Source organism: Bradyrhizobium jicamae, assembly GCF_018130695.1.
Lineage (GTDB): Bacteria > Pseudomonadota > Alphaproteobacteria > Rhizobiales > Xanthobacteraceae > Bradyrhizobium > Bradyrhizobium jicamae_B.
The window spans coordinates 1-19,785 of the sequence record NZ_JAFCJX010000012.1 but is presented as its reverse complement, the minus strand read 5'-3'; the positions used below and the strand labels follow the sequence as shown (position 1 = coordinate 19,785).

The 19,785-nt window shown below is 65.5% G+C and carries 21 protein-coding genes; 10 read left to right on the top strand and 11 right to left on the bottom strand.

Annotation, left to right across the window (positions count from 1 at the left end; genetic code table 11):
• The first annotated feature begins 49 nt into the window (after positions 1 to 49).
• Positions 50 to 1,186, top strand: a complete 1,137-nt coding sequence (locus JQ604_RS18675) for an alpha-hydroxy acid oxidase (protein ID WP_212359317.1) — start codon at positions 50 to 52, stop codon at positions 1,184 to 1,186.
• A gap of 108 nt (positions 1,187 to 1,294) precedes the next feature.
• Here the strand turns inward: JQ604_RS18675 and JQ604_RS18670 are convergent, their stop codons facing one another.
• The 5 genes from JQ604_RS18670 to JQ604_RS18650 form a co-directional block, all read right to left on the bottom strand.
• On the bottom strand, positions 1,295 to 1,909 hold the full coding sequence (locus JQ604_RS18670) for a hypothetical protein (RefSeq protein ID WP_212359315.1): 615 nt from the start codon (positions 1,907 to 1,909) through the stop codon (positions 1,295 to 1,297).
• Between the two features lie 104 nt (positions 1,910 to 2,013).
• On the bottom strand, positions 2,014 to 2,592 hold the full coding sequence (locus JQ604_RS18665) for a hypothetical protein (RefSeq protein ID WP_212359970.1): 579 nt from the start codon (positions 2,590 to 2,592) through the stop codon (positions 2,014 to 2,016).
• Between the two features lie 115 nt (positions 2,593 to 2,707).
• Positions 2,708 to 3,550 carry a shikimate dehydrogenase gene (locus tag JQ604_RS18660; RefSeq protein WP_212359313.1) on the bottom strand — a complete coding sequence of 281 codons (843 nt, stop codon included), beginning with the start codon at positions 3,548 to 3,550 and terminating at the stop codon, positions 2,708 to 2,710.
• Positions 3,551 to 3,836: 286 nt separating this feature from the next.
• Positions 3,837 to 5,885, bottom strand: a complete 2,049-nt coding sequence (locus JQ604_RS18655; protein WP_212359311.1) for an elongation factor G — start codon at positions 5,883 to 5,885, stop codon at positions 3,837 to 3,839.
• A 181-nt stretch (positions 5,886 to 6,066) separates the two neighbouring features.
• A complete protein-coding gene (locus tag JQ604_RS18650) occupies positions 6,067 to 6,543 on the bottom strand; it encodes a DUF992 domain-containing protein (protein ID WP_212359309.1) in 477 nt (158 codons plus the stop codon).
• Positions 6,544 to 6,718: 175 nt separating this feature from the next.
• On the opposite strand from JQ604_RS18650, the gene JQ604_RS18645 reads away from it, so the two are divergent.
• Positions 6,719 to 7,726 carry an ABC transporter substrate-binding protein gene (locus tag JQ604_RS18645; RefSeq protein ID WP_212359307.1) on the top strand — a complete coding sequence of 336 codons (1,008 nt, stop codon included), beginning with the start codon at positions 6,719 to 6,721 and terminating at the stop codon, positions 7,724 to 7,726.
• 59 nt (positions 7,727 to 7,785) lie between these two features.
• Here JQ604_RS18645 and JQ604_RS18640 read toward each other — a convergent pair whose 3' ends face one another.
• Both JQ604_RS18640 and JQ604_RS18635 read right to left on the bottom strand, forming a co-directional pair.
• On the bottom strand, positions 7,786 to 8,304 hold the full coding sequence (locus tag JQ604_RS18640) for a DUF992 domain-containing protein (RefSeq protein ID WP_212359304.1): 519 nt from the start codon (positions 8,302 to 8,304) through the stop codon (positions 7,786 to 7,788).
• 234 nt (positions 8,305 to 8,538) lie between these two features.
• The gene (locus JQ604_RS18635; protein ID WP_212359302.1) at positions 8,539 to 9,741 is read right to left on the bottom strand and encodes a pyridoxal phosphate-dependent aminotransferase; all 1,203 of its coding nucleotides are present in this window, start codon (positions 9,739 to 9,741) and stop codon (positions 8,539 to 8,541) included.
• Between the two features lie 638 nt (positions 9,742 to 10,379).
• Between JQ604_RS18635 and JQ604_RS18630 the strand changes: the two genes are divergently transcribed.
• The 4 genes from JQ604_RS18630 to JQ604_RS18620 all read left to right on the top strand — a co-directional run bounded on the left by JQ604_RS18630 (position 10,380) and on the right by JQ604_RS18620 (position 12,145).
• The gene (locus tag JQ604_RS18630) at positions 10,380 to 11,033 is read left to right on the top strand and encodes a glutathione S-transferase family protein (RefSeq protein WP_212359300.1); all 654 of its coding nucleotides are present in this window, start codon (positions 10,380 to 10,382) and stop codon (positions 11,031 to 11,033) included.
• A 166-nt stretch (positions 11,034 to 11,199) separates the two neighbouring features.
• Positions 11,200 to 11,376, top strand: coding sequence for a hypothetical protein (locus JQ604_RS18625; protein ID WP_212359298.1), 177 nt, complete (start codon positions 11,200 to 11,202; stop codon positions 11,374 to 11,376).
• Between the two features lie 64 nt (positions 11,377 to 11,440).
• Positions 11,441 to 11,575: a hypothetical protein gene (locus JQ604_RS41885; protein WP_283818007.1), complete on the top strand. Its 135-nt coding sequence runs from the start codon at positions 11,441 to 11,443 to the stop codon at positions 11,573 to 11,575.
• 72 nt (positions 11,576 to 11,647) lie between these two features.
• Entirely contained in the window at positions 11,648 to 12,145 is a 498-nt protein-coding gene (locus JQ604_RS18620) for a hypothetical protein (RefSeq protein WP_212359296.1), read from the top strand.
• 140 nt (positions 12,146 to 12,285) lie between these two features.
• Here the strand turns inward: JQ604_RS18620 and JQ604_RS18615 are convergent, their stop codons facing one another.
• The gene (locus tag JQ604_RS18615) at positions 12,286 to 12,642 is read right to left on the bottom strand and encodes a DMT family protein (protein ID WP_212359294.1); all 357 of its coding nucleotides are present in this window, start codon (positions 12,640 to 12,642) and stop codon (positions 12,286 to 12,288) included.
• A 212-nt stretch (positions 12,643 to 12,854) separates the two neighbouring features.
• Between JQ604_RS18615 and JQ604_RS18610 the strand changes: the two genes are divergently transcribed.
• The 3 genes from JQ604_RS18610 (at position 12,855) to JQ604_RS18600 (ending at position 15,425) form a co-directional block, all read left to right on the top strand.
• Positions 12,855 to 13,670, top strand: a complete 816-nt coding sequence (locus JQ604_RS18610) for a PAS-domain containing protein (protein ID WP_212359292.1) — start codon at positions 12,855 to 12,857, stop codon at positions 13,668 to 13,670.
• Positions 13,671 to 13,745: 75 nt separating this feature from the next.
• On the top strand, positions 13,746 to 14,207 hold the full coding sequence (locus JQ604_RS18605; protein WP_212359290.1) for a GNAT family N-acetyltransferase: 462 nt from the start codon (positions 13,746 to 13,748) through the stop codon (positions 14,205 to 14,207).
• A 276-nt stretch (positions 14,208 to 14,483) separates the two neighbouring features.
• Positions 14,484 to 15,425: an aldo/keto reductase gene (locus JQ604_RS18600; RefSeq protein ID WP_212359287.1), complete on the top strand. Its 942-nt coding sequence runs from the start codon at positions 14,484 to 14,486 to the stop codon at positions 15,423 to 15,425.
• 71 nt (positions 15,426 to 15,496) lie between these two features.
• On the opposite strand, the gene JQ604_RS18595 is transcribed toward JQ604_RS18600, so the two are convergent.
• From JQ604_RS18595 to JQ604_RS18585, 3 genes are all read right to left on the bottom strand, one after another.
• Complete coding sequence (locus JQ604_RS18595; protein WP_349631115.1) at positions 15,497 to 15,778, bottom strand: endonuclease domain-containing protein; 282 nt, start codon at positions 15,776 to 15,778, stop codon at positions 15,497 to 15,499.
• A gap of 131 nt (positions 15,779 to 15,909) precedes the next feature.
• On the bottom strand, positions 15,910 to 17,112 hold the full coding sequence (locus tag JQ604_RS18590; protein WP_433996260.1) for a DUF1501 domain-containing protein: 1,203 nt from the start codon (positions 17,110 to 17,112) through the stop codon (positions 15,910 to 15,912).
• Between the two features lie 23 nt (positions 17,113 to 17,135).
• Entirely contained in the window at positions 17,136 to 18,692 is a 1,557-nt protein-coding gene (locus JQ604_RS18585; RefSeq protein WP_212359283.1) for a DUF1800 domain-containing protein, read from the bottom strand.
• A gap of 323 nt (positions 18,693 to 19,015) precedes the next feature.
• Between JQ604_RS18585 and JQ604_RS18580 the strand changes: the two genes are divergently transcribed.
• The gene (locus JQ604_RS18580; protein WP_212359280.1) at positions 19,016 to 19,693 is read left to right on the top strand and encodes an HAD family hydrolase; all 678 of its coding nucleotides are present in this window, start codon (positions 19,016 to 19,018) and stop codon (positions 19,691 to 19,693) included.
• The last annotated feature ends 92 nt before the right edge of the window (positions 19,694 to 19,785 follow it).

Sequence of the window (19,785 nt, the reverse complement as noted above, 5' to 3'; positions counted from 1 at the left end):
AAGACGTGCGAAACAAGAACTTGCGACACAAGAAGGGCCGGGAACGTCCATGAAGCACATCACCTGCATCGAAGATCTGCGCCTCCTGCACAAGCGCCGGGTGCCGAAGGCGTTCTTCGATTATGCGGACCGCGGCTCCTATACCGAGGACACGCTGCGCGCCAATTCGGAGGATCTGCAGCAGATCAAGTTCCGCCAGCGCATTTTGGTCGATGTCTCCAAGCGCGATCTGTCGACCACGATTCTCGGCGAGCCCGCGAAGATGCCGCTGGTGCTGGCACCGGTCGGGCTGCTCGGCATGCAGCATGGCGACGGCGAGATCCATGCCTGCCGCGCCGCCCAGGCCGCTGGTATTCCCTTCACCCAGAGCACGATGTCGATCTGCTCGATCGAGGACATCGCAGCCGCGGTCGACAAGCCGTTCTGGTTCCAGCTCTACGTCATGAAGGACCGCGGCTTCATCAAGGCGCTGATCGAGCGCGCCATCGCCGCAAAGTGCTCGGCGCTGGTGCTGACCGTCGATTTGCAGGTGATCGGCCAGCGCCACCAGGACATCAAGAACGGCATGACGGTGCCGCCGGAATGGTCGCTCTCCAAGCTGATCGATTTCGCGACCAAGCCGGCCTGGGTCGCCGGCGTGCTGCAGGGCAAGCGCCGCACCTTCGGCAATCTCGCAGGCCATCTGAAGGTCAGCGACGACATCACCTCGCTGTCGACCTGGATCAACTCGCAGTTCGACACCTCGCTGAACTGGAAGGACATCGACTGGATCCGCTCGATCTGGCCGGGCAAGCTGATCCTCAAGGGCATCCTCGACGTCGAGGACGCCGAGCTCGCCGCCAAGACCGGCGCGCAGGCGATCGTGGTCTCCAACCATGGCGGCCGCCAGCTCGACGGCGCGCCGTCTTCGATCGAAGTGCTGCCGGAGATCGTCGACGCGGTCGGCTCGCAGCTCGAGATCATGTTCGACGGCGGCATCCGCACCGGCATGGACGTGATGCGCGCGCTCGCGCTCGGCGCGAAGTCCTGCATGATCGGCCGCGCCTATACTTATGGGCTCGGCGCCAGCGGCGAGGCCGGCGTCGCGAAGGCGATCGACATTCTGGCGAAGGAGCTGACGACGACGATGGGGCTCTGCGGCGTCAACACGATCGCGGAGATCGATGACAAGGTGCTGGCTGTCTAACGCCGCCGTAGCCCGGATGGAGCGCAGCGCAATCCGGGAAAATCTCTCGGCGGAAAGGTTCCCGGATTTCGCTGCGCTTCATCCGGGCTACGCATCTTTCGCGCAAAGTCACATTGGCGGCGTGATCCCGTCGCGGCCGATGTTGACGCGGTTGGCTTCCAGCGTACCGTCTTCCTTCTTCGCCGCGCCGAAGATGATCAGCTTGGCGCCGGGCTTGATCTCGGACTTGTCGCTGGCGACGAAGGTGACGACCGGCGTGTCCGGCGGTACCACGACCTTCTTCTCACCGTCCTTGTACTTGACCAGGATGTTCTGTCCGTCGGTGCCCTTCACGGTCTCGGCAACGGTCGCATTCGTCATGGTGGAGTTGGCGCGGAGATCCCAGGGACGAAAGCCCTCGGCGGCGCCACGCTGGTTCTCCGGGAAGATGTGGACCGCAACCGCCTTCTGGGTGCCGTCGGGCTCGGGCATCGCGGTGACGCCGATATAGGAGCCCTGCTTGATCTCCGACAGGTCGGTCTTCACCACGGCGAACACCGCGACGTTGTCGGTCATGCGCACCTTCATGTCGGCGCCGTCGCGCGACTTGATCGACAGCAGGGAGCCGTCGACCGCCTCGATGGCGCCGCGGATCCGCACCGTCGGCGTCGGCGGCTGCTGCGCGGATGCGATCGAGGCAAAGGCAATTGCGAGCAGCGCCGCGAGCAAAGGCGATTTCGACATGGGGTGACTCCGGAGGGTTGGCTGGCGCAGGGACCAACACCGCGCCTGTGAGGGTATTCCTGCGTTTCTTCCCTTCTCCCCCTGTGGGAGAAGGTGAAACTCAATCACATCGGCGGGGTCAGCCCGTCGCGGCCGACGCTGACGCGGTTGGTCTCGAACGAGCCGTCGGGCAATTTCTTCATGAAGGCGATGATCTTGGCGCCGGCCTTCAGATCGGACTTGTCGGCGGGCACGTAGGTCACGACGGGCGTCTCCGGCCCGACCAGCAGCTTCTTCTCGCCATCCTTGTACTTGACGAGGAGCGTGTGGCCATCATTACCGACGACACTTTCGGCCACCGTCGCATTGGTCATGCTGCTGTTCGGCTTGAGATCATAGGGCCGTGAGCCCTCGCCGGTGCCGCGCATCGCTTCCGGAAACACATGCACCTCGACCGCGGTCGGCATGCCGTCGGGGCCGGGCACCGTGGTGGTGCCGATGAACGAGCCGACCTTGATGTCCGAGAGACCGATCTTGGTGATGCCGACGATGAGGATGTCGCCGGTCATGTGCAGCTTGACGTCCTCGCCGCTGCGCGACTTCACCGCCAGCGTATCGCCCTCGACACTCTCGATCGTGCCGCGCACCCGCGACGGCGTCGGCGGCTGCTGCGCCAGCGCGTAGAGCGTGGACGCCGTCACCATGACGAGCGCGATGAACGGGCGAACGAGTTGAATGCGGAAGGCAGGCATGAGGAATGTCTCCGGGGGATAGGCTGACGTAACACTGGACCCCGGCCTTGTGACGCTATTCCCCGCCTCAAGTCTTTGTGAGATCAGCCTCGACGAGCGCGCGCAATTCCGCCGTGACATGCGGCCGTTCGCCGAACCACAACTGGAAGCCGCGCACCGCCTGGTGCAGGAGCATGCCGAGCCCATCCGCGGTCTTTAAGCCGCGCGCCTGCGCAGCCGCGAGCAGCGGCGTCACCAGCGGCACGTAGACGAGATCGGTCACCACGGCACCTTGCGGCAGCGCGCCGACATCGACCTCGAGCGGCAGCTGGCCGTGCATGCCGAGCGAGGTGGTGTTGACGAGCAGTCCCGCGCGCGGCAGCAGCGCAGGCACCGCATCCCAGGTCGCGGGCAACACGCTCGCGCCGAATTCGCCCGCGAGCGCCCGCGCGCGATCGATGGTGCGGTTGACGAGATGGATGCGCGCGATGCCGCGCTCGCGCAGGCCGAACACCACCGCGCGCGCCGAGCCGCCGGCGCCGAGCACCAGTGCGTCCGATGCCTGGTCCCAGCCAGGCGCGCAGGCATCGAGATTGTTGATGAAGCCCTCGACATCGGTATTGGTGGAGCGCAACTCACCGTCCTCGAACCACAGCGTGTTGGCGGCGCCGACCGCGCGGGCGCGCGCGTCCGGCTGCGACAGTGCCAGCGCCTGCTCCTTGTGCGGGATAGTGACGTTGGCCCCGACGAAGCCACGCAGCGACAGGCGGAAGATGAAATCCTTGAACTCGTCGGGCGGCACCGCCTCGATCACATAGCCGCCCTCGATGCCGAGCGTGCGCAGCCAGTAGCGATGGATGATCGGCGAGCGGGAATGCGCGGCCGGCCATCCGATCAGGCAGGCGGCGCGGGTTTTGTGCGGCGAAGTCATGGCCGTGACATCGGCCAAGCGGCCGCTGGAGTCAATCCTTCCGCTTCTTCACCTCTCCCCGCGCTTTTGCGGGGAGAGGTCGACGCCGGAGCGTTGGCGCAGGCGGCGGGTGAGGGGCATGGCGCGCTGCGGCCGCGAATTCGAAATTCGCCAGCCGGTCGCTGGAGGCGTCGGTCAGACTATCCGTATGGTACGATCGTGCACGACCCCTCACCCGAAATTCGCCGCCGCGAATTTCGACCTCTCCCCGCTGAAGTGCGGGGAGAGGTGAAAGGGCGTGCCTTCTTCACGCCGCGTCGCGATGGGCGGCGATGATCTGGTCGGCGGCGCGGCCCGTCACTTCGGCCATGCGGTCGAACTGGCGGGTGAAGCTGCCGGCGCCGGCGGTGGCCGAGCGCAATTCCACGATCAGGTCGCCGATCTCCGCTTCCGGCATGGTGGCACGGACGCAGTCCCATCCGCTCCAGCCCTCGCGGGTGTCGAAGCCGAGGATCTGGCCGCGCCGCGCCGACAGGATCGCGTTGATCTTGGCGGTCGCCTCCGTCGGACAGACGATCTCGACCTGATGGATCGGCTCCAGCAGCACTGGCTGGCACTGCGGCAGCGCCTCGCTCATCCCGATCCGCGCCGCCGTGCGGAAGGCGAGATCGGAGGAGTCGACGCTGTGGTAGGAGCCGTCGGTCAGCGTGACGTGGACGTCGATCACTGGGAAGCCAAGCGGCCCGCGCAGCAGGCCATCGACCACGCCTTCCTCGACCGCGCCGATATAGTTGCGGGGCACGGCGCCGCCGACCACCTTCTCGTGGAATTCGAAGCCCGTGCCGCGCGGCACCGGCTTGATCTCCAGCACGACGTCGCCGAACTGGCCGTGGCCGCCGGACTGCTTCTTGTGCCGGCCGCGCTGGGTGATCGACTTGCGGATGCTCTCCTGATAGCCGATCGCCGGCGCATGCGATTTGACGTTGACGCCGTAGCGGTCCTTGAGCCGCTCCTGCGCCACGCGCAGATGCATCTCGCCCTGCCCCCACAGCACGGTGTCGTGGGTCTGGGGATTCTGCACCATCGTCAGCGACGGATCCTCCTCGTTCAGCCGCAGCAGCGCCTGGCCGAGCTTGACGTCGTCCTTGCGGTCGGTGGCCGCGACCGAGATCGACAGCACGCCCGGTGCCGGCTCGACCTTCAAGAGCGAGGCCGGCGCGGCCTTGCCGCTGCCGACGGTATCGCCGGTCTTGATCGCGTCGAGCTTGCCGAGCGCAACGCTGTCGCCGGCCTCCGCCGACGGCCGCTTGCTGTCATGCGTACCGCTGACGGCGAGGATGCCGGACACGCGTCCGCTCTCACCGCCTGCCGACTGCAACGTGGCGCCGTCGTCGAGACGACCGGCGAGCAGGCGCGCCAGCGACAGCTTGCCGCCATGCTGCAGATGCATCGTCTTGAAGACGTAGGCGAGCGCGTCCTTGCTCTCGGGCACGCCGAGACGTTTGGCGGTCTCGGCCACGCCGGGCGCCTCGTGGCGCAGCGCCTTCATCAGCCGCAACACGCCGTTCTCTCTGGTCGCTGCACCGAGCAGCACCGGGCAGATCAGGCCTTCGCGCAGCTCACGCGCGAGATCGTCGAACACGGCATCGCGCGGCGGCTGGATGTCTTCCAGCAGTTGCTCCATCAGCGCGTCGTCATGGTCGGCGAGCTTCTCCAGCATCGAGAAGCGTGCTTCCTTCTCGCGGTCGAGATTGCCGCCTTCGAGGTCGATCACCTCCGACGGCTTGTGCTCGCGATAGACGAAGGCGCGCTCCAGCGCGAGATCGACGAAGCCTTCGATCAGCTCGCCGTTCCAGATCGGGATCTGGCGCAGCACCAGCGGCACGCGCGACGCCGGCTGCAACGTCGCCAGCGTCTCGCGGATGCGCTTGTTGGCGCGATCGATCTTGTTCAGGAACAGGAAACGCGGAATGCCGAGATCCTCGAGCTCGCGCAGGATGATCTGCAGCTGCGGCAGCTTCTTCTCGTCGGCCTCGCAGACCACGACCGCGGCGTCCACCGCAGGTAGCGCGGCGCGCATGTCGTGCGCGAACTCGACCGAACCGGGACAATCGATGAAAGTGTAGCTATCCCCCATGAAGGTGGTGGTCGCGGCCGTCAGCCCGACGCCCATCTTGTGGTGGCGTGCCTCGGGGCTGGCATCGCCGACGGAAGTTCCGGCATCGACACTGCCGGCACTCTTGATGGCGCCCGTCCGCGCCAGGATCGCTTCCAGAAGTGTGGTCTTACCGCTTTGGAAAGGGCCCACCAGCGCGATGCACCGTGGACCTCGGGGACTTCTGACGTCTTGTCCCATTGCCGCCTCCTCGCTTTGGAGCTCGGCCCGTGATTGGGTCGGCGACTTCTGATGCTCCGCTCGTCCGGAGGATTTGGCAAGATGGAAAACGTCGCTGCGGTGCGATGTGAGGCATCGTGACCTTCACCTCTCCGGTTCCGCGAAGAGGTGAAGGTGGCAGCGCACGCCGATTTGAAAAACGTTAACGCCCGGGGCGCAGCTCCAGGCTTTCGAGGCCGGCGGCGATGTTGACGCCGACCTGGCCCTGCACGCTGAGCGGCTGCAGCGCGATCGTGTTGTCGGAGCCGCCGACCAGCACGTTGCCGCCGACGCCGACGCCGAGCGTGGCGCTGCCCTGCGCGCCGACATAATTGCCGGCGAGATTGCCCGGCCCGAGCCGCGCCACCGGCGCGTAGACACCCCAGGCCAGCGCGGATTCCTGGGTGATGCCGAGATCGACACCGACCTTGCGGATGGTGGCGATGTAGCGGTCCTCCGGCATGCCGTCGACGCGCAGCACGCAGCCGAGATTGGTCACGGAGCCGACGATGAAGCCGATGCTGGCGCCGCCGCGGCATTCCAGGATGCCGACCTGCACGCGCGCCGGCTGCTGCGCATGGGCGACGGCGGCCGCCAGCGTGGCGATGGCGGCACCGGCAAGGAGGACGAAGCGATGCATGGAAAGTCTCCGGCTGAGGGATGTGATGCGAGCAAAGCGCAGCGCCGGACCGGCGCCCGGCCTCCTATGCCACAACATCCGCCGCCGTGCCAGATCGCCGGTGTTCACGCTCAAATTGTTACACGATGTGGCCGGCCTGCTATAACTTTGCTGGATATGTAAGGAGCCGCCGCCGTTGAAGCGACGCGATGTCATCGCCGGCCTCTGCAGCACGCTTGTGCTGTTGCCCTCGCTGGCGCTGTTGTCCTCGCCGGCGATGGCCGAAACGCCCGGCCGCGTGCGGCGCCTCGGCATGCTCCTGCATCTGCCCGAGCGCAGCATGTTCGGCCAGCTCCGCCTGGTCGCGTTCCGCCTTGCGCTGACGATGGCGGGTTGGAACGAGGGTGACAATCTCCTGATCGACACGCGCTGGAGCGGCGGCGATCGCAAGCTCGCCGATCGTCACGCGGCGGATCTCGTCGCCGCCAATCCCGACGTCATCGTGGCAAGCGATTCCGACATGGCGCTGGCGCTGCAGCGCGCGACCAAGACGATTCCGATCGTCTTTGCCGAGGCAATCGATCCCGTCGGCTACGGCCTGGTCGCCGATCTCTACCAGCCCGGCGGCAACACGACCGGCGTGATGATGTTCGATCCGTCGATGGCCGCGAAGTGGCTGGACCTGCTCAAGCAGATCAAGCCCGGCATCACGCGCGTCGCGGTGCTGCACGATCCAGCCGTGCCGGTGAGCCAGCGCTTCATCGCTGCCATCGAGAAGGCCGCTTCATCCAGCGGCGTTCAGGTCGTGGCGACGGCCATGCGCAATGAGGCAGATATCAAGCAATTCTTCGACAATGTCGGCCGTCCCGCCAGCCTTGGCGCGATCGCGCTTCCGGCGGCGATCATGGCGCAGCATCGCGGCCTGATCGTCGAAGCCGCGGTTGCGCACCGGCTGCCTGTTGTCTCCGCCTTCCGCGACGATCCGGAGCGCGGCGGGCTTGCGTCCTACGGCGCCGACGGCCTCGACCAGTATCGTCCGGCCGCGTTTTGCGTCGATCGCATCCTGAAAGGCGAGACGCCGGCCGAGCTGCCGGTACAGACCGCATGGCGCTATCTGCTCGTGATCAATTCGCAGACCGCGCGGGCCATTGGACTGGACCTGTCGCCGTCGCTGCTCGCGAGTGCCGACGAGATCATCAAATAGAAAGAGGCCCGCTTGCGCGGGCCTCTTCAATTCACGCATCACGCGTTCGTTCGAAACGCTTAGTGATGATGACGGCGGTGGTGGTGGTAGTGACGGCGCGGGCCGCCGATGCGCACCGGCTCGAGGTCGAGCGCGGCGACGCCGGCGGCGACGTTGAGGCCGGTCTGGCCCTGGACGCTGAGCGGCTGCAGCGCATAGGCATTCTGCGGACCGCCGACCAGGAAGTTGCCGCCGCCGCCGATGCCGACGGAGGCGTTGGCGCCGACGCCGCCATAGCTGCCGGCGAGTTCGCCGCGGCCGAAGCGCGTGTTCGGCGCATTGACGGCCCAGGCGAGCTGGGTCTGCGCGGTCACGCCGAGATCGAGGCCGACGCGGCGCACGGTCGCGATATAGGGCTCGGGCCGGCGGCCTTCGCTCTGGAACACGCATTCAAGCTGGGTGACCGAGCCGACGACGAAGCCGACATTCTGTCCGCCCTGGCACTGCAGGACGCCGGCGCGAACCGGCGGCATCGCGTTGGCAGTGGCGATCGGCGCCAGCAGCGCGAGCGTGGCGAGGGTGAGTGTCGTAAGTCGCATTGATCTGTCTCCGCAAGTTGAACTGGAATTGCGCGGCGGACAGAATGGAAGCGCCGTGTCCAAAACATGGCGGCTCGTCAAGAAGCCGTGAAAACTTCCCGCGTGTGACACGCACGACCTGATCGGGATGTGACTTGACACGCCCTTTTTGTGACGCGTTTGTACATCGCGAAACAATTCCGCCCCGCACGAGGTGCGAGGCGGAGACATCGTGCAAGACGATTGGAAGCGTTCTTAACGCAGATTGCCGCAGAAGCGCTGGATGCGCTTGCAGGCGTCTTCGAGATCGCTGGTCTTGGTTGCGTAGGAGATGCGGAATGCCGGACCGAGGCCGAACGCCGAGCCCTGTACCACCGCAACGCCTTCGGATTCGAGAAGCTCGGTGACGAACACCTCGTCGTTCTCGATCACCTTGCCGGACGGCGCGGTCTTGCCGATGGTGCCGGCGCAGGACGGATAGACATAGAACGCGCCCTCGGGGCGCGGGCACTCGATGCCGCTCGCCTGGTTGAGCATCGACACCACGAGATCGCGGCGCTCCTTGAACACCTTGTTGTTGGCGGGGATGAACTCCTGCGGACCGTTCAGTGCTTCCACCGCCGCCCACTGCGCGATCGACGAGGGGTTCGAGGTCGACTGCGACTGGATCGTCGCCATCGCCTTGATCAGCTGCGCCGGGCCGCCGGCATAGCCGATGCGCCAGCCGGTCATGCAATAGGCCTTGGAGACGCCGTTCACGGTCAGCGTGCGGTCGTACAGCGACGGCTCGATCTGCGCCGGTGTCGTGAACACGAAGTCGTCATAGACCAGGTGCTCGTACATGTCGTCGGTCATCACCCAGACGTTCGGATGCTTGACCAGCACGTCGGTGATCGCCTTCAGCTCGCTCTTCGAATAGGCCGCGCCGGTCGGGTTCGACGGCGAGCACAGGATCACCCACTTGGTCTTCGGCGTGATCGCCTTCTCCAGATCTTCCGCGCGCAGCTTGAAGCCGCTCGAGGCCGGGCACACCACCGGCACCGGTTCGCCGCCGGCCAGCGCCACCATCTCGGGATAGCTGACCCAGTAAGGCGCGGGAATGATCACCTCGTCGCCCGGATTGATGGTCGCCATCAGCGCGTTGTAGAGCACCTGCTTGCCGCCGGTGCCGACGATGATCTGGTTCGGCTTGTAGGTCAGGCCGTTCTCGCGTGAGAACTTGCCGATGATGGCTTCCTTCAGCTCCGGGATGCCGTCGACCGCGGTGTACTTGGTCTTGCCGGCCTCGATCGCATGGATCGCGGCGAGCTTGATGTTGGCGGGCGTGTCGAAGTCGGGCTCGCCGGAGCCGAGGCCGATGACGTTGCGGCCCGCGGCTTTGAGCGCACGTGCCTTGTCCGTGACCGCGATGGTCGCGGACGGCTTCACACGGTCGAGCGCAGCGGACAGGAAGGGCATCGTCATCTCCTGGCAAGTTCTTTTGGCAAGTGTCGTGAACACAGAAATCCACGACCTGATTTGAATGGGATCGAGGCACCCTAGGCCTCTCCACGCTGCATCGCAAGAAGCTTGGCGGAAATGCGCCAAACTTTCGCGTCATCGCGCGCGAGCCGCGCAACATTCCGCAAGTTCCGGCCTGAAATGGCTCATATCCGGCAAGGTCTTTCATGCGCGACGCGAGCGTCGGGAGAGGCCCGCGGCACAGCGTGAAAACGGCAATTGCTCCGAGGACAATTTGCCAGGCGGCACGCGACCTCACGCCGCGCCCGTCGACCTCCGCAGTGACCGACGGCCAAACGTGAACACGCGCCTTGAGCGCGTTGCGTCGTGCCGACACAACCGATGGCGTCGATGGTCTCAATCATTAAATCGAAAGCGAGTCGCGCAAGCGTGATCCGAGTTGTTCTGACGTGCCGATAGAATCGTTCTGCACGCGTGCAGTGCGGTAGACGTTTCGACTTTTTCCAGCGTGCAGCCCTTGCGACGCAGTCGCGTCGGCATCATTGTTTATCCGCGTTGCGGTGTGACAGGCCGCGCGCGCAAATGTCGCGCCATATTCCTGATCAACCAAAACCGACGCAGTGAAATCCGACGCAATGTACAAGCTCTATTCGATGCAGCGCTCCGGCAACAGCTACAAGGTCCGCCTGGCGCTGGCCGTGCTCAACACGCCGTACGAAGCGATCGAGGTCGACATCCTGCGCGGCGAGAGCCGCACCCCGGATTTCCTCGCCAAGAATCCGAGCGGCCAGGTGCCGCTGCTCGAGGTCGGCGACGGCCGCTACCTCGCCGAATCCAACGCCATCCTGTGGTACGTCGCGGTCGGCACGCCGCTGGCGCCGGAGTCGCGGATTGAGCGCGCCGAGGCGCTGCAGTGGATGTTCTTCGAGCAGCACGCGCTGGAGCCCAATCTCGGCGCCGCCTATTTCTGGCTGTCGCTGGTCAAAGGCGGCCGCGACCTGCAGACCCACGCCCTGGAGGACTGGATGGAGCGCGGCTACGCGGCGCTGCAGGTGATGGAAAATCACCTCAAGAACCACGCCTTCTTTGCCGCGGGCCAGCTCACCGTCGCCGACATTGCCCTGTACGGCTACACCCACGTCGCCGACCGCTGCGACTTCGACCTCGCCACCTTCCCGGCGATCCGGGCCTGGCTGAAACGGGTCGAGCAGACCCCCGGATTTGTCGCCATGGACTGGCAGCCGGGCGGCGAAGTCGAGGACGCGCCGAGCGTCGTCGCCGGGGCCTGAACAGCGGGGACAACGGGCAAACCGCTCAAATAGCGGGCAAAACATTTCATTTTGCCCTGTTTTCGCCACATTCCAGGCGATTGCCGCCGCAATATTGCCGATCCCGGTTGCAAATTTTTCCCTCGACCGCGCGGGTGATTCGCTCGCGCCTTGAAGGATTTAGACCATGACACGGTTGCCCGGCTCCGCCGGCTTCCAGGGCCTTACTGCCCCCGTCGCGTCGTCCCGGTTGACCAACGCGATCGCCGCATCGCTCGCGCTCGGCGCGCTGTCGATTTGCCTCGTCGTCACCGTCACAGTGTTTACCGTCAAAGCCTCCATGGCGATGCCGGTCCCGATGTAATTTTGGTCTTTTCGGTTAGCACCTTTGGGCGACAAGGCGCGATGCGCGGCATCGCGGCGTAGAGATGATCAAGACACCTGTCGGACTAGTGACCGTGGGACTGACGTTCGCGATCCTGCTTGCGGCAGCGCTGCTGATCGCGAGCGGCTCGCATGGCGAGAGCCGCGCGACGCCACCAATCGTGGTGCCCGGCAAATAGCCCTTTCATGAACGCGTGGGCGGCGGCGAGCGACCAAGCCTTGGTCATCCCTTCGAACCGGCACGCCAAACCATGAACCGTCGTCATTTCCTGTTCGCCCTGTCAGGCGCCGCCGCGCTGCTCGGCTCCGCACGCCCCGGCCGCGCCGAATGCGGCACCCAGACCGCCCGCGAATTCGTTGAGGCGCTCTACCAGAAGCAGGCGCGGCTACAGGCCGAGAAGACGCCGATGTCCGAGGAGGATTTCAACGCGACCTTCTCGAGCGGCCTGCGCCGCCTGATGACGGCACGCAGGCAAACCCCGACGACCCTGCCGGACGGACCGATCCTCAACGCCCTGTTCGGCTATGGCGTGCTGCCCGGCACCGAGGTCACGATCGGCAAGGTCACGCTCGCGAGCGGCGAGGACACCGGTCCCGCGACCATCGCAGTCAGGATCAAGCATCGCGGCGAGCAGCACCGGCTGCTGGTGCATGTGATCAACCAGGACGACGACTACCGCATCGCCAACATCATCTACGATTCCGGCAAGAGCCTGCTCGCGCACTACCAGGCGATCACGCGCGCCTGATCCCGGTCGCGCCTAGAGCATGATCCGGAAAAGTGTGAAGCGGTTTTCCCTCGCGACAAACGCCGAAGGCGTTTGCGCGGAGATCATGCTCAAACAAAGAGCTAAAGCGCGATGACGATTCAACCTAATCTCATCGCGCTTTAGCCGAACTTGTGGAAGATCAGGAACGCGCCGGCGGCGATGAAGGCGAAGCCGAGCGCGTGATTCCAGCCGAGCGGCTCCTTCAGATATAGCACCGAGAAGGCGGCGAACACGACCAGCGTGATCACCTCCTGCATGGTCTTGAGCTGCGCCGCCGAATAGACCGCGCTGCCCCAGCGATTGGCCGGCACCGCCAGCCAGTATTCGAAGAAGGCGATGCCCCAGCTGATCAGGATCACCAGCGGCAGCGAATGGTCCTTGAACTTGAGATGCCCGTACCAGGCAAACGTCATGAACACGTTGGAGGCGAACAGCATCAGAACTGGCAGCAGCGAAGGGGAAATAAAGGTGGGCATCGACATCCTCTTGGAAACGGTCCCGCGCCTAATGCGCAAGGACGGAACCAGGTTCCGGCGACCTTTGAATATCATTTGATGTGAAGATCACGAAAGCTTGGCCTGGCCGTGAAAGGCGGCTTTAACGCATCTCGCACAAATCTCGGCAGCGTTGCAATCCAGTCGTCAGACTGCGGCCTTAATGGGTGGGAGGAAGCAAAACGAGAACGAAGATGCGGTTCGACTGGCGTGCAATTTCAGGTCCAGCTCTGACGGCGTTCACCGCGCTGGCGGCGTTCGTGATCGACCGCTTCGTCGTCCCTGTGCCCAATCCCGCGCCGCTGTTCGTCTGCATCGTAGCACTTGCAAGCTCGATCAGCGGCGTCGCCTCCGGCCTGATCTGCGCCGTGATCGCCGTGGTCTCCTCGGCGCTGTTCTTCCTCGACCACCGCGCCGTGCCCGGTTACGACACCTCCGACATCGCGCGGATGCTGATGCTGGCGGCGACCGCGGCCGGCACCGCCGGGATCACCGGGCTGCTGCGGCGAAAATGGATCGAGGCCTTCGCCGCCGAGCAGGAAAATCACGCGACCGCGGCGCGGCTGGCCTCCGCGCTCGACCAGGTCGACATCGGCATCGTGCTGCTGGATTCCGACACCCGCGCCGAATTCATCAACCGCGCCTTCCGCGACACCTTCGCGCTCTCGGATGCGCAGGCCGATTCCAAGCCGCCCTTCATCGCGCTGATGTATCACGGCCGCGACACCGGCGCCTATGAGTTGCCCGAGGAGGAGCTCTCGGCCTTCATCGCCGAGCGCACCGCGATGATGCGCGCCGGCGATTCCACCCCGATCAACATCAACCTCGCCGACGGCCAGGTGCTGCGCTTCTCCTGCACCGCGCTGCCGGACGGCGGGCGCATGCTGAGCTATACGCCGGTGACCGACCTCGTCCGCCACACCGACGATCCCGCCAGGGCCGATTACTTCCGCTCGCTGCGCGGCGGCGCGGACCGAAACTTCGTGCGGCATCTGCCCGCCGCGGAGTGACACGCACCACAATTGATCCCGCGTCATCGCGACGATAGGAATGGGCAACGTCTCATTCCGATCGAAGGAATCACCATGCCCGGCGATGTCACCATCCGCTCCGTCACCCGCGATGACTATGCGCAGTGGCTGCCGCTGTGGGACGGCTACAACGCCTTCTACGGCCGCTCCGGTGCGACCGCGCTCGCGCCTGCGATCACGGCGATGACATGGCAGCGCTTCTTCGATGCCTACGAGCCCGTGCACGCGCTGGTCGCCGACCAGGACGGCAAGCTGCTCGGCCTGACGCATTACCTCTTCCACCGCTCGACCACCGCAATCGAGCCGAGCTGCTATCTGCAGGATCTCTTCACCAGCGCGGAGGCGCGCGGCAAGGGCGTCGGCCGCGCATTGATCAACGGCGTCTATGCGCAGGCAAAACTCGCTGGATCGCCGCGGGTCTACTGGCAGACGCACGAGACCAACCACACCGCAATGCAGCTCTACGACAAGGTCGCGGAGAAGTCGGGGTTTGTGGTCTACCGCAGGATATTCTGACCGCCTGTGGACAATTTCCGGATGTCACCGCCCCGTTACAAAGCGCAGCTAGCCTGTGCCCTGCGTAAGATCAGGCCCCCCGTCTCAGATCTGGCGCCCCGAGCGGTCCCTGTCAGTCGCCGCGTCTGACCGGGACCGCTTTTTTTCTGGCATCTCCCTTCCTGCTGCACCTCTTTTTTGTGACAGGGCCATGCGTCGCGCGCGGTAGGTCGGCACCTTGCCGGGCAAAGCCTCGCGCGCCACAATGCGCGCCCTCGCTCTTCCCACAGGTGTCTCATGGAAATCCGTAATCTCGGTGGCTCCGGCCTGCGCGTGTCTGCCGTCGGCATCGGCTGCAACAATTTCGGCCAGCGCACCGATCTGGAAACCTCGCGCAAGGTGATCCACAAGGCGATCGACCTCGGCATCACCCTGTTCGACACCGCCGACATCTATGCCGGCATGGGCGGCTCGGAGACGGTGCTCGGCGAAGTGCTCGGCGACCGCCGCAAGGACATCGTGCTGGCGACGAAATACTCCAAGCCGATGGCGACCGACGGCACCAAGCAGGGCGCCTCGCGCCGCTACATCATGAGCGCGGTCGAAGCGAGCCTGACGCGGCTGAAGACCGATTACATCGATCTCTACCAGCAGCACGATTACGATTCCTTGACGCCGATCGACGAGACCTTGCGCGCGCTCGACGATCTCGTGCGCCAGGGCAAGGTCCGCTACCTCGGCAATTCCAACTTCCCGGCCTGGCGCATCGCGGAAGCCGAATACGTCGCGCGCGCGATGAATGTCAGCCGATTCGTCTCCTGCCAGGACGAATACAGCCTGGTGGTCCGCGACATCGAGAAGGACCTGCTGCCGGCCGCCAAGGAATACAATCTCGGCCTGCTGCCGTTCTTCCCGCTCGCCAGCGGACTTCTGACCGGCAAATACCAGCGCGGCGCTGCAGCTCCCGCCGACACGCGCTTTGCGAAGGCGCCTGCGCTGAAGGACCGTTACGTCACGCCGCGTAACGAGGACATCGTCGAGAAGCTGCAGGCCTTCGCAAGAGAGCGCGGCCACACCATGCTGGAGCTCGCCTTCTCCTGGCTCGCCGCACGCCCGCAAGTGTCGAGCGTGATCGCCGGTGCCACGCGTGTCGAGCAGGTCGAGCAGAACGTGAAGGCGATCAACTGGAAGCTTTCCGCGGAGGAGATGGCGGAGATCGACAAGATCACGAAGGGCTGACGCTGTGAGGCGAGCCGGCTCTCTCACTCCCTCTCCCCGTTCTTCACGGGGAGAGGGTGGGGTGAGGGGCTCTATCCGCCAAGTTCAGCCTGAATTGTAAGCAACACCCCTTCGATGTTGCCCAACACATCATTGTTCCAGAAGCGAAGCACGCGGTATCCCTCGTCGACCAGATAGCGATCACGGATGGCATCGGCGGCTGACTCGGCATGCTGTCCGCCGTCGACTTCAATCACCATCTGTTTCTCGCGGCAGACGAAATCACAAATGTAATTTCCGATCGGCACCTGGCGCGCAAACTTATGGCCCGATTTGGCGATTGCGGATGCGATTCCACAACACAGTTTCCGCATCCGTTTGATGGACGCGAAGCTTTCTCGCGAGTCGGATAGGCTTTTCCCTGCGGCCGCGCATTGCCATGCCCCTCACCCGGATCGCATCTATGATGCGATCCGACCTCTCCCCGCAGAAGAGCGGGGAGAGGTTAAGTAAACAACCCCTTCATCGGCTTCACCGGCGCGCTATCGGGAAACACCGTCTCTCCCAGCACCCGCTCGGCCAACCCGAACTGGTCGTGCAGCACGCCCTTCATCACCGCGCGCAGGTCGGTGGTCGGGGCGAGGTCGCGGGCCTGGTAGAGGTTGGCTGGCTTGAGGCCCGGCCAGTCCGAGATGACGCGGCCGCCTTTCACCGCGCCGCCGGCGAGCAATGCGATGGTGCCGGTGCCGTGGTCGGTGCCGTCGGTGCCGTTGATGCGCGCGGTGCGGCCGAATTCGGTGGCGACCACGATCACGGTGTCGCGCCAGCGTGGCCCGAGGCCGGTCTCGAATTCCGCCAGCGCGCCGTCGAGACCGCCGAGCAGTTGCGCAAGCCGGCCGACCGGGCCGCCTTCATTGGCGTGGGTGTCCCAGCCGTCGAAGGCGAGCGCACCGATCCGCGGGCCGTCATCGGCCGCCATCAGCTTTGCGGCGCCGCGCGCCACCAGCCGCATAGCGCCGGCGCCATTGGTGCCCGGCTTCGGCTTCATGTCGTCGCCCTGCGCGGCCTTCTCCAGCTGCAAGCCCTGCGTCAGCGCGCTCGCGAGCGCCGGATCGCGGTGCTGGTAGAGTTCGATCAGGCGCATCGCGGTGTCATCGGCCGCCTGCGGCAGCGCGACCGGCGCCCAGCCGACGGTCGGCGCGGCACCGCGCAGCACCAGCGGCGTGGTCGGCCCGACCGCGAGCGCGCTCATCACGCGATCGCCCTTCGGCAAGGCTTCCAGCGCGCGGTTCAGCCAGCCGGATTGCACCCGGCCCGGCCCCGGAAAGCCGCTTTCGAGCACATCCTGGCCATCGAAATGCGAGCGGTCGCGGTACGACGTCGCGACGGCATGAACGACCGCGGCCTGTTTGGCGCGATACATCCGCGCGAATTCCGGCATCGCCGGATGCAGGCCGAAGAACGAGTCGAGCATCGGCGCCGCATTCGGCCCATCGCCGCGCAGCGCGATCGAGCCGTGCAAACCGGCATAGTCGGGATCGCCGATCGGCGCGACGGTGGCGAGACCATCCAGCGCACCACGCAGGATCACGACGACGAGCCTGGGATCGCGGCCATCGGCAGCGCGCGCGAACTTCGGCAAATAAGCCCAGGCGGCAAAGGAGGCGCCGCCGAGCAGCAGCGCACGCCGCGACGTCGCCTGCATCATCCCGCTCTCACAGCATTCCATCGTCATCTCCTCTGGAATTCCGGCGACATCAGCAACAGCGCCAGCGCCTGCTGCCGCGACTCCGCACGCTCGATGGTGCGGCGCGTCTCCGGCGAGGCCGCATCCGCCGCCATCAATTCCAGCAAATCGCGCGGATCGATCCGGTCGGCGAGCGTCGAGGCAAACTGCGCCGCGATATCGAGCCTGAGCTTGAGACCTTCAGGCGCGGCCCACGCCGCATTGGTGTCGGGGAATCCGTTCGGCCCGGACGGCGACCACAGCGGCTGGCCGAGCACGTTGAGCCCGTTGAGATAACGGCCGGGATCCTCGGGATTGCGCGCCAGCAGCCGGCCGGAGGCGACCAGGAATTCGTAAGGCGAACGCATTTTCGTCAGCGGCGCCTTCCAGGCCTCGTCGGAATCGACCAGCGCGGTTGCGAGCGCCTTCAGGTCGCCATCCGTCTTCGCGAAGACATCCTGCAGCTTCGCGACCAGCCCGGGCGGCGGCTCGTCGGCGACGAAATGGCGGGCAAATTTGCTGGCGATGAATTTCGCGGTCGACGGATGCCGCGCGATGTCAGCCAGGACCGCCTCGCCCTGCGCGACGCCGTTCGCCTCATAGACTTTGCCCAGCACGCGCTGCGCGCCGGGCTGATGTGCATTGGCGTTGAACACGAAGGTGCCTGGTATGCCGAGCTGGCCCTGCCGGCCGGCATAGGTCCAACCCGTGATAATGCGCGCCAGCGAGGTCACGTCGTCCTGCGAATAGCCGCCGCCGACGCCGAGCGTATGCAGTTCCATGATCTCGCGCGCCAGATTCTCGTTGAGGCCGCGGTTGCGGTTGATGCCGGCGCGCGAATCCGGACCGAGCGATTGCTGATTGTCGAGGAAGAACAGCATCGCCGGATGCTGCTCGACCGCCTTCAGCATGTCGGCGAAGCGGCCGAGCACGTGAGGCCGGATCGCCTCGCGCTCGAACGAGCCCGCCCACATCCGCGCCAGCGCGCCCTTGTTGGCGGAGATGCAGAAGTGGTTGGACCAGAACACGACGAGCCGTTCGACGAAGCCGCAATCGGCGACCACGCCGCGCTGCAGCCGCGCCAAGGCCTCGGCGCGAAACGTCTTCTGGATGATGTTGAGCGGTTGCGGCGGCGGCTTTGGCGGACCAGCCACCGGATTGATTTGCGGCTGCATCTGTGCCGGCGTCATCGCGGCATTGGCATTGTCCGCGGCCTGCGTCGGCTGATCCCTGGCCGTGATCTCCTTGGCGATGGTGGAGAGCGAGAGATTGCGCCGCTGCTGCGGCTGCGCCGGCGTTTCGGTCGTCGCCGGTTGCGACGCTTTCGCCGCCGCACGCGCCTGCTGGATCTCGAACTGATAGTCGAACACCTGCTTGCCGAGCGCCGCCGTCGACAGCAGACCGGGCACTTCGAGCAGCGCGCCGGTCGGCCGCGTCAACTCGGCCTTCACAAAGCCGCGCGGATCGGCAGCGGCATTGACGAAATCGCCGGACGCGCCGCCGCGCGCGCCGAACCCGAAACGATTGAGGGCAACAAGGGCGGCTTGCGAATCGCGGGCCATGAGGCTTCCGTTCCCAGGGATTTCCTTACCAAGGCAATCCCGAGTATTATGAGTCACCAGACATCATATCCGGGTTCGCGATGAACCCGGGATTAAAATCCGCCAGCGAGTTCAACCGCTTTGATGACAAATCGGACAGGAAGTTCCTCGGCGCGGCGCCTCGCCTGCGTAAATTGCGGCACGGAGTTCGGCTGCGATCCCCAAGGCGGCTGCTGGTGTGCGGAAGAGGATTTTCGTGTGCCGATGCCGAGCGACGGCAGCGACTGCCTGTGCCCGGCCTGTCTGCGCGCGCTCGCCGACCAACAGAAAACTGTGAGCGTGACGTGACAGCACTCTGGAATGTCGACGCCGTCCTGCTGGACATGGACGGCACCCTGCTCGACACCGAAAAGGTTTACTTCGACAGCCTGGTCGCGGCGCTGACCGGCTTCGGCTTCGGCGACGATGCCGCCGCCATCTGTCACGCCATGGTCGGCCTGCCCGGCCCGGTCTGCGAAGCCATGCTGCGCAAGCATTACGGCGCGGACTTTCCGCTCGCGGACGTCAGCCAGGCCTATGCGACCAACCGCGATCGGATGTTCCGCGCCGGCCTGCCGCTGAAGCCGGGAACGCTGGATCTGCTCGACGGCCTCGCCGCCGCGGATCGCCCGATGGCGATCGTGACGTCGTCGGCGCGCCGCACCGCCGAAAGCCATCTCACGCTCGCCGGCATCCGCAAACGTTTCGACATGCTGTTCACGATCGACGATGTCACGCATGGCAAGCCGGACCCGGAACTTTACCTGAAGGCGGCGGCCCATCTCGGCGTCGCGCCGCAAGACTGCGTCGCCGTGGAAGATTCCAACCACGGCGTCGCCGCGGCCCACGCCGCCGGCGCCATCACGCTGATGGTGCCGGACATGGCGCCACCGACGGAGGAGAGCCGCGCAAGGTGCGCAGCGGTGCTGCCGGACTTGAATGCGGTGCTGGCGATGTTGCGCGAGCGCGGGGCGCTCGCCTGATCCTGGCCGCCATTGCGTAGAGCCTGAGAGCCAATTCGTTTTGGCGTTCGACATCAAGGAGCGTTGGCGCCCCTTGATGTCAGAGCCAACGG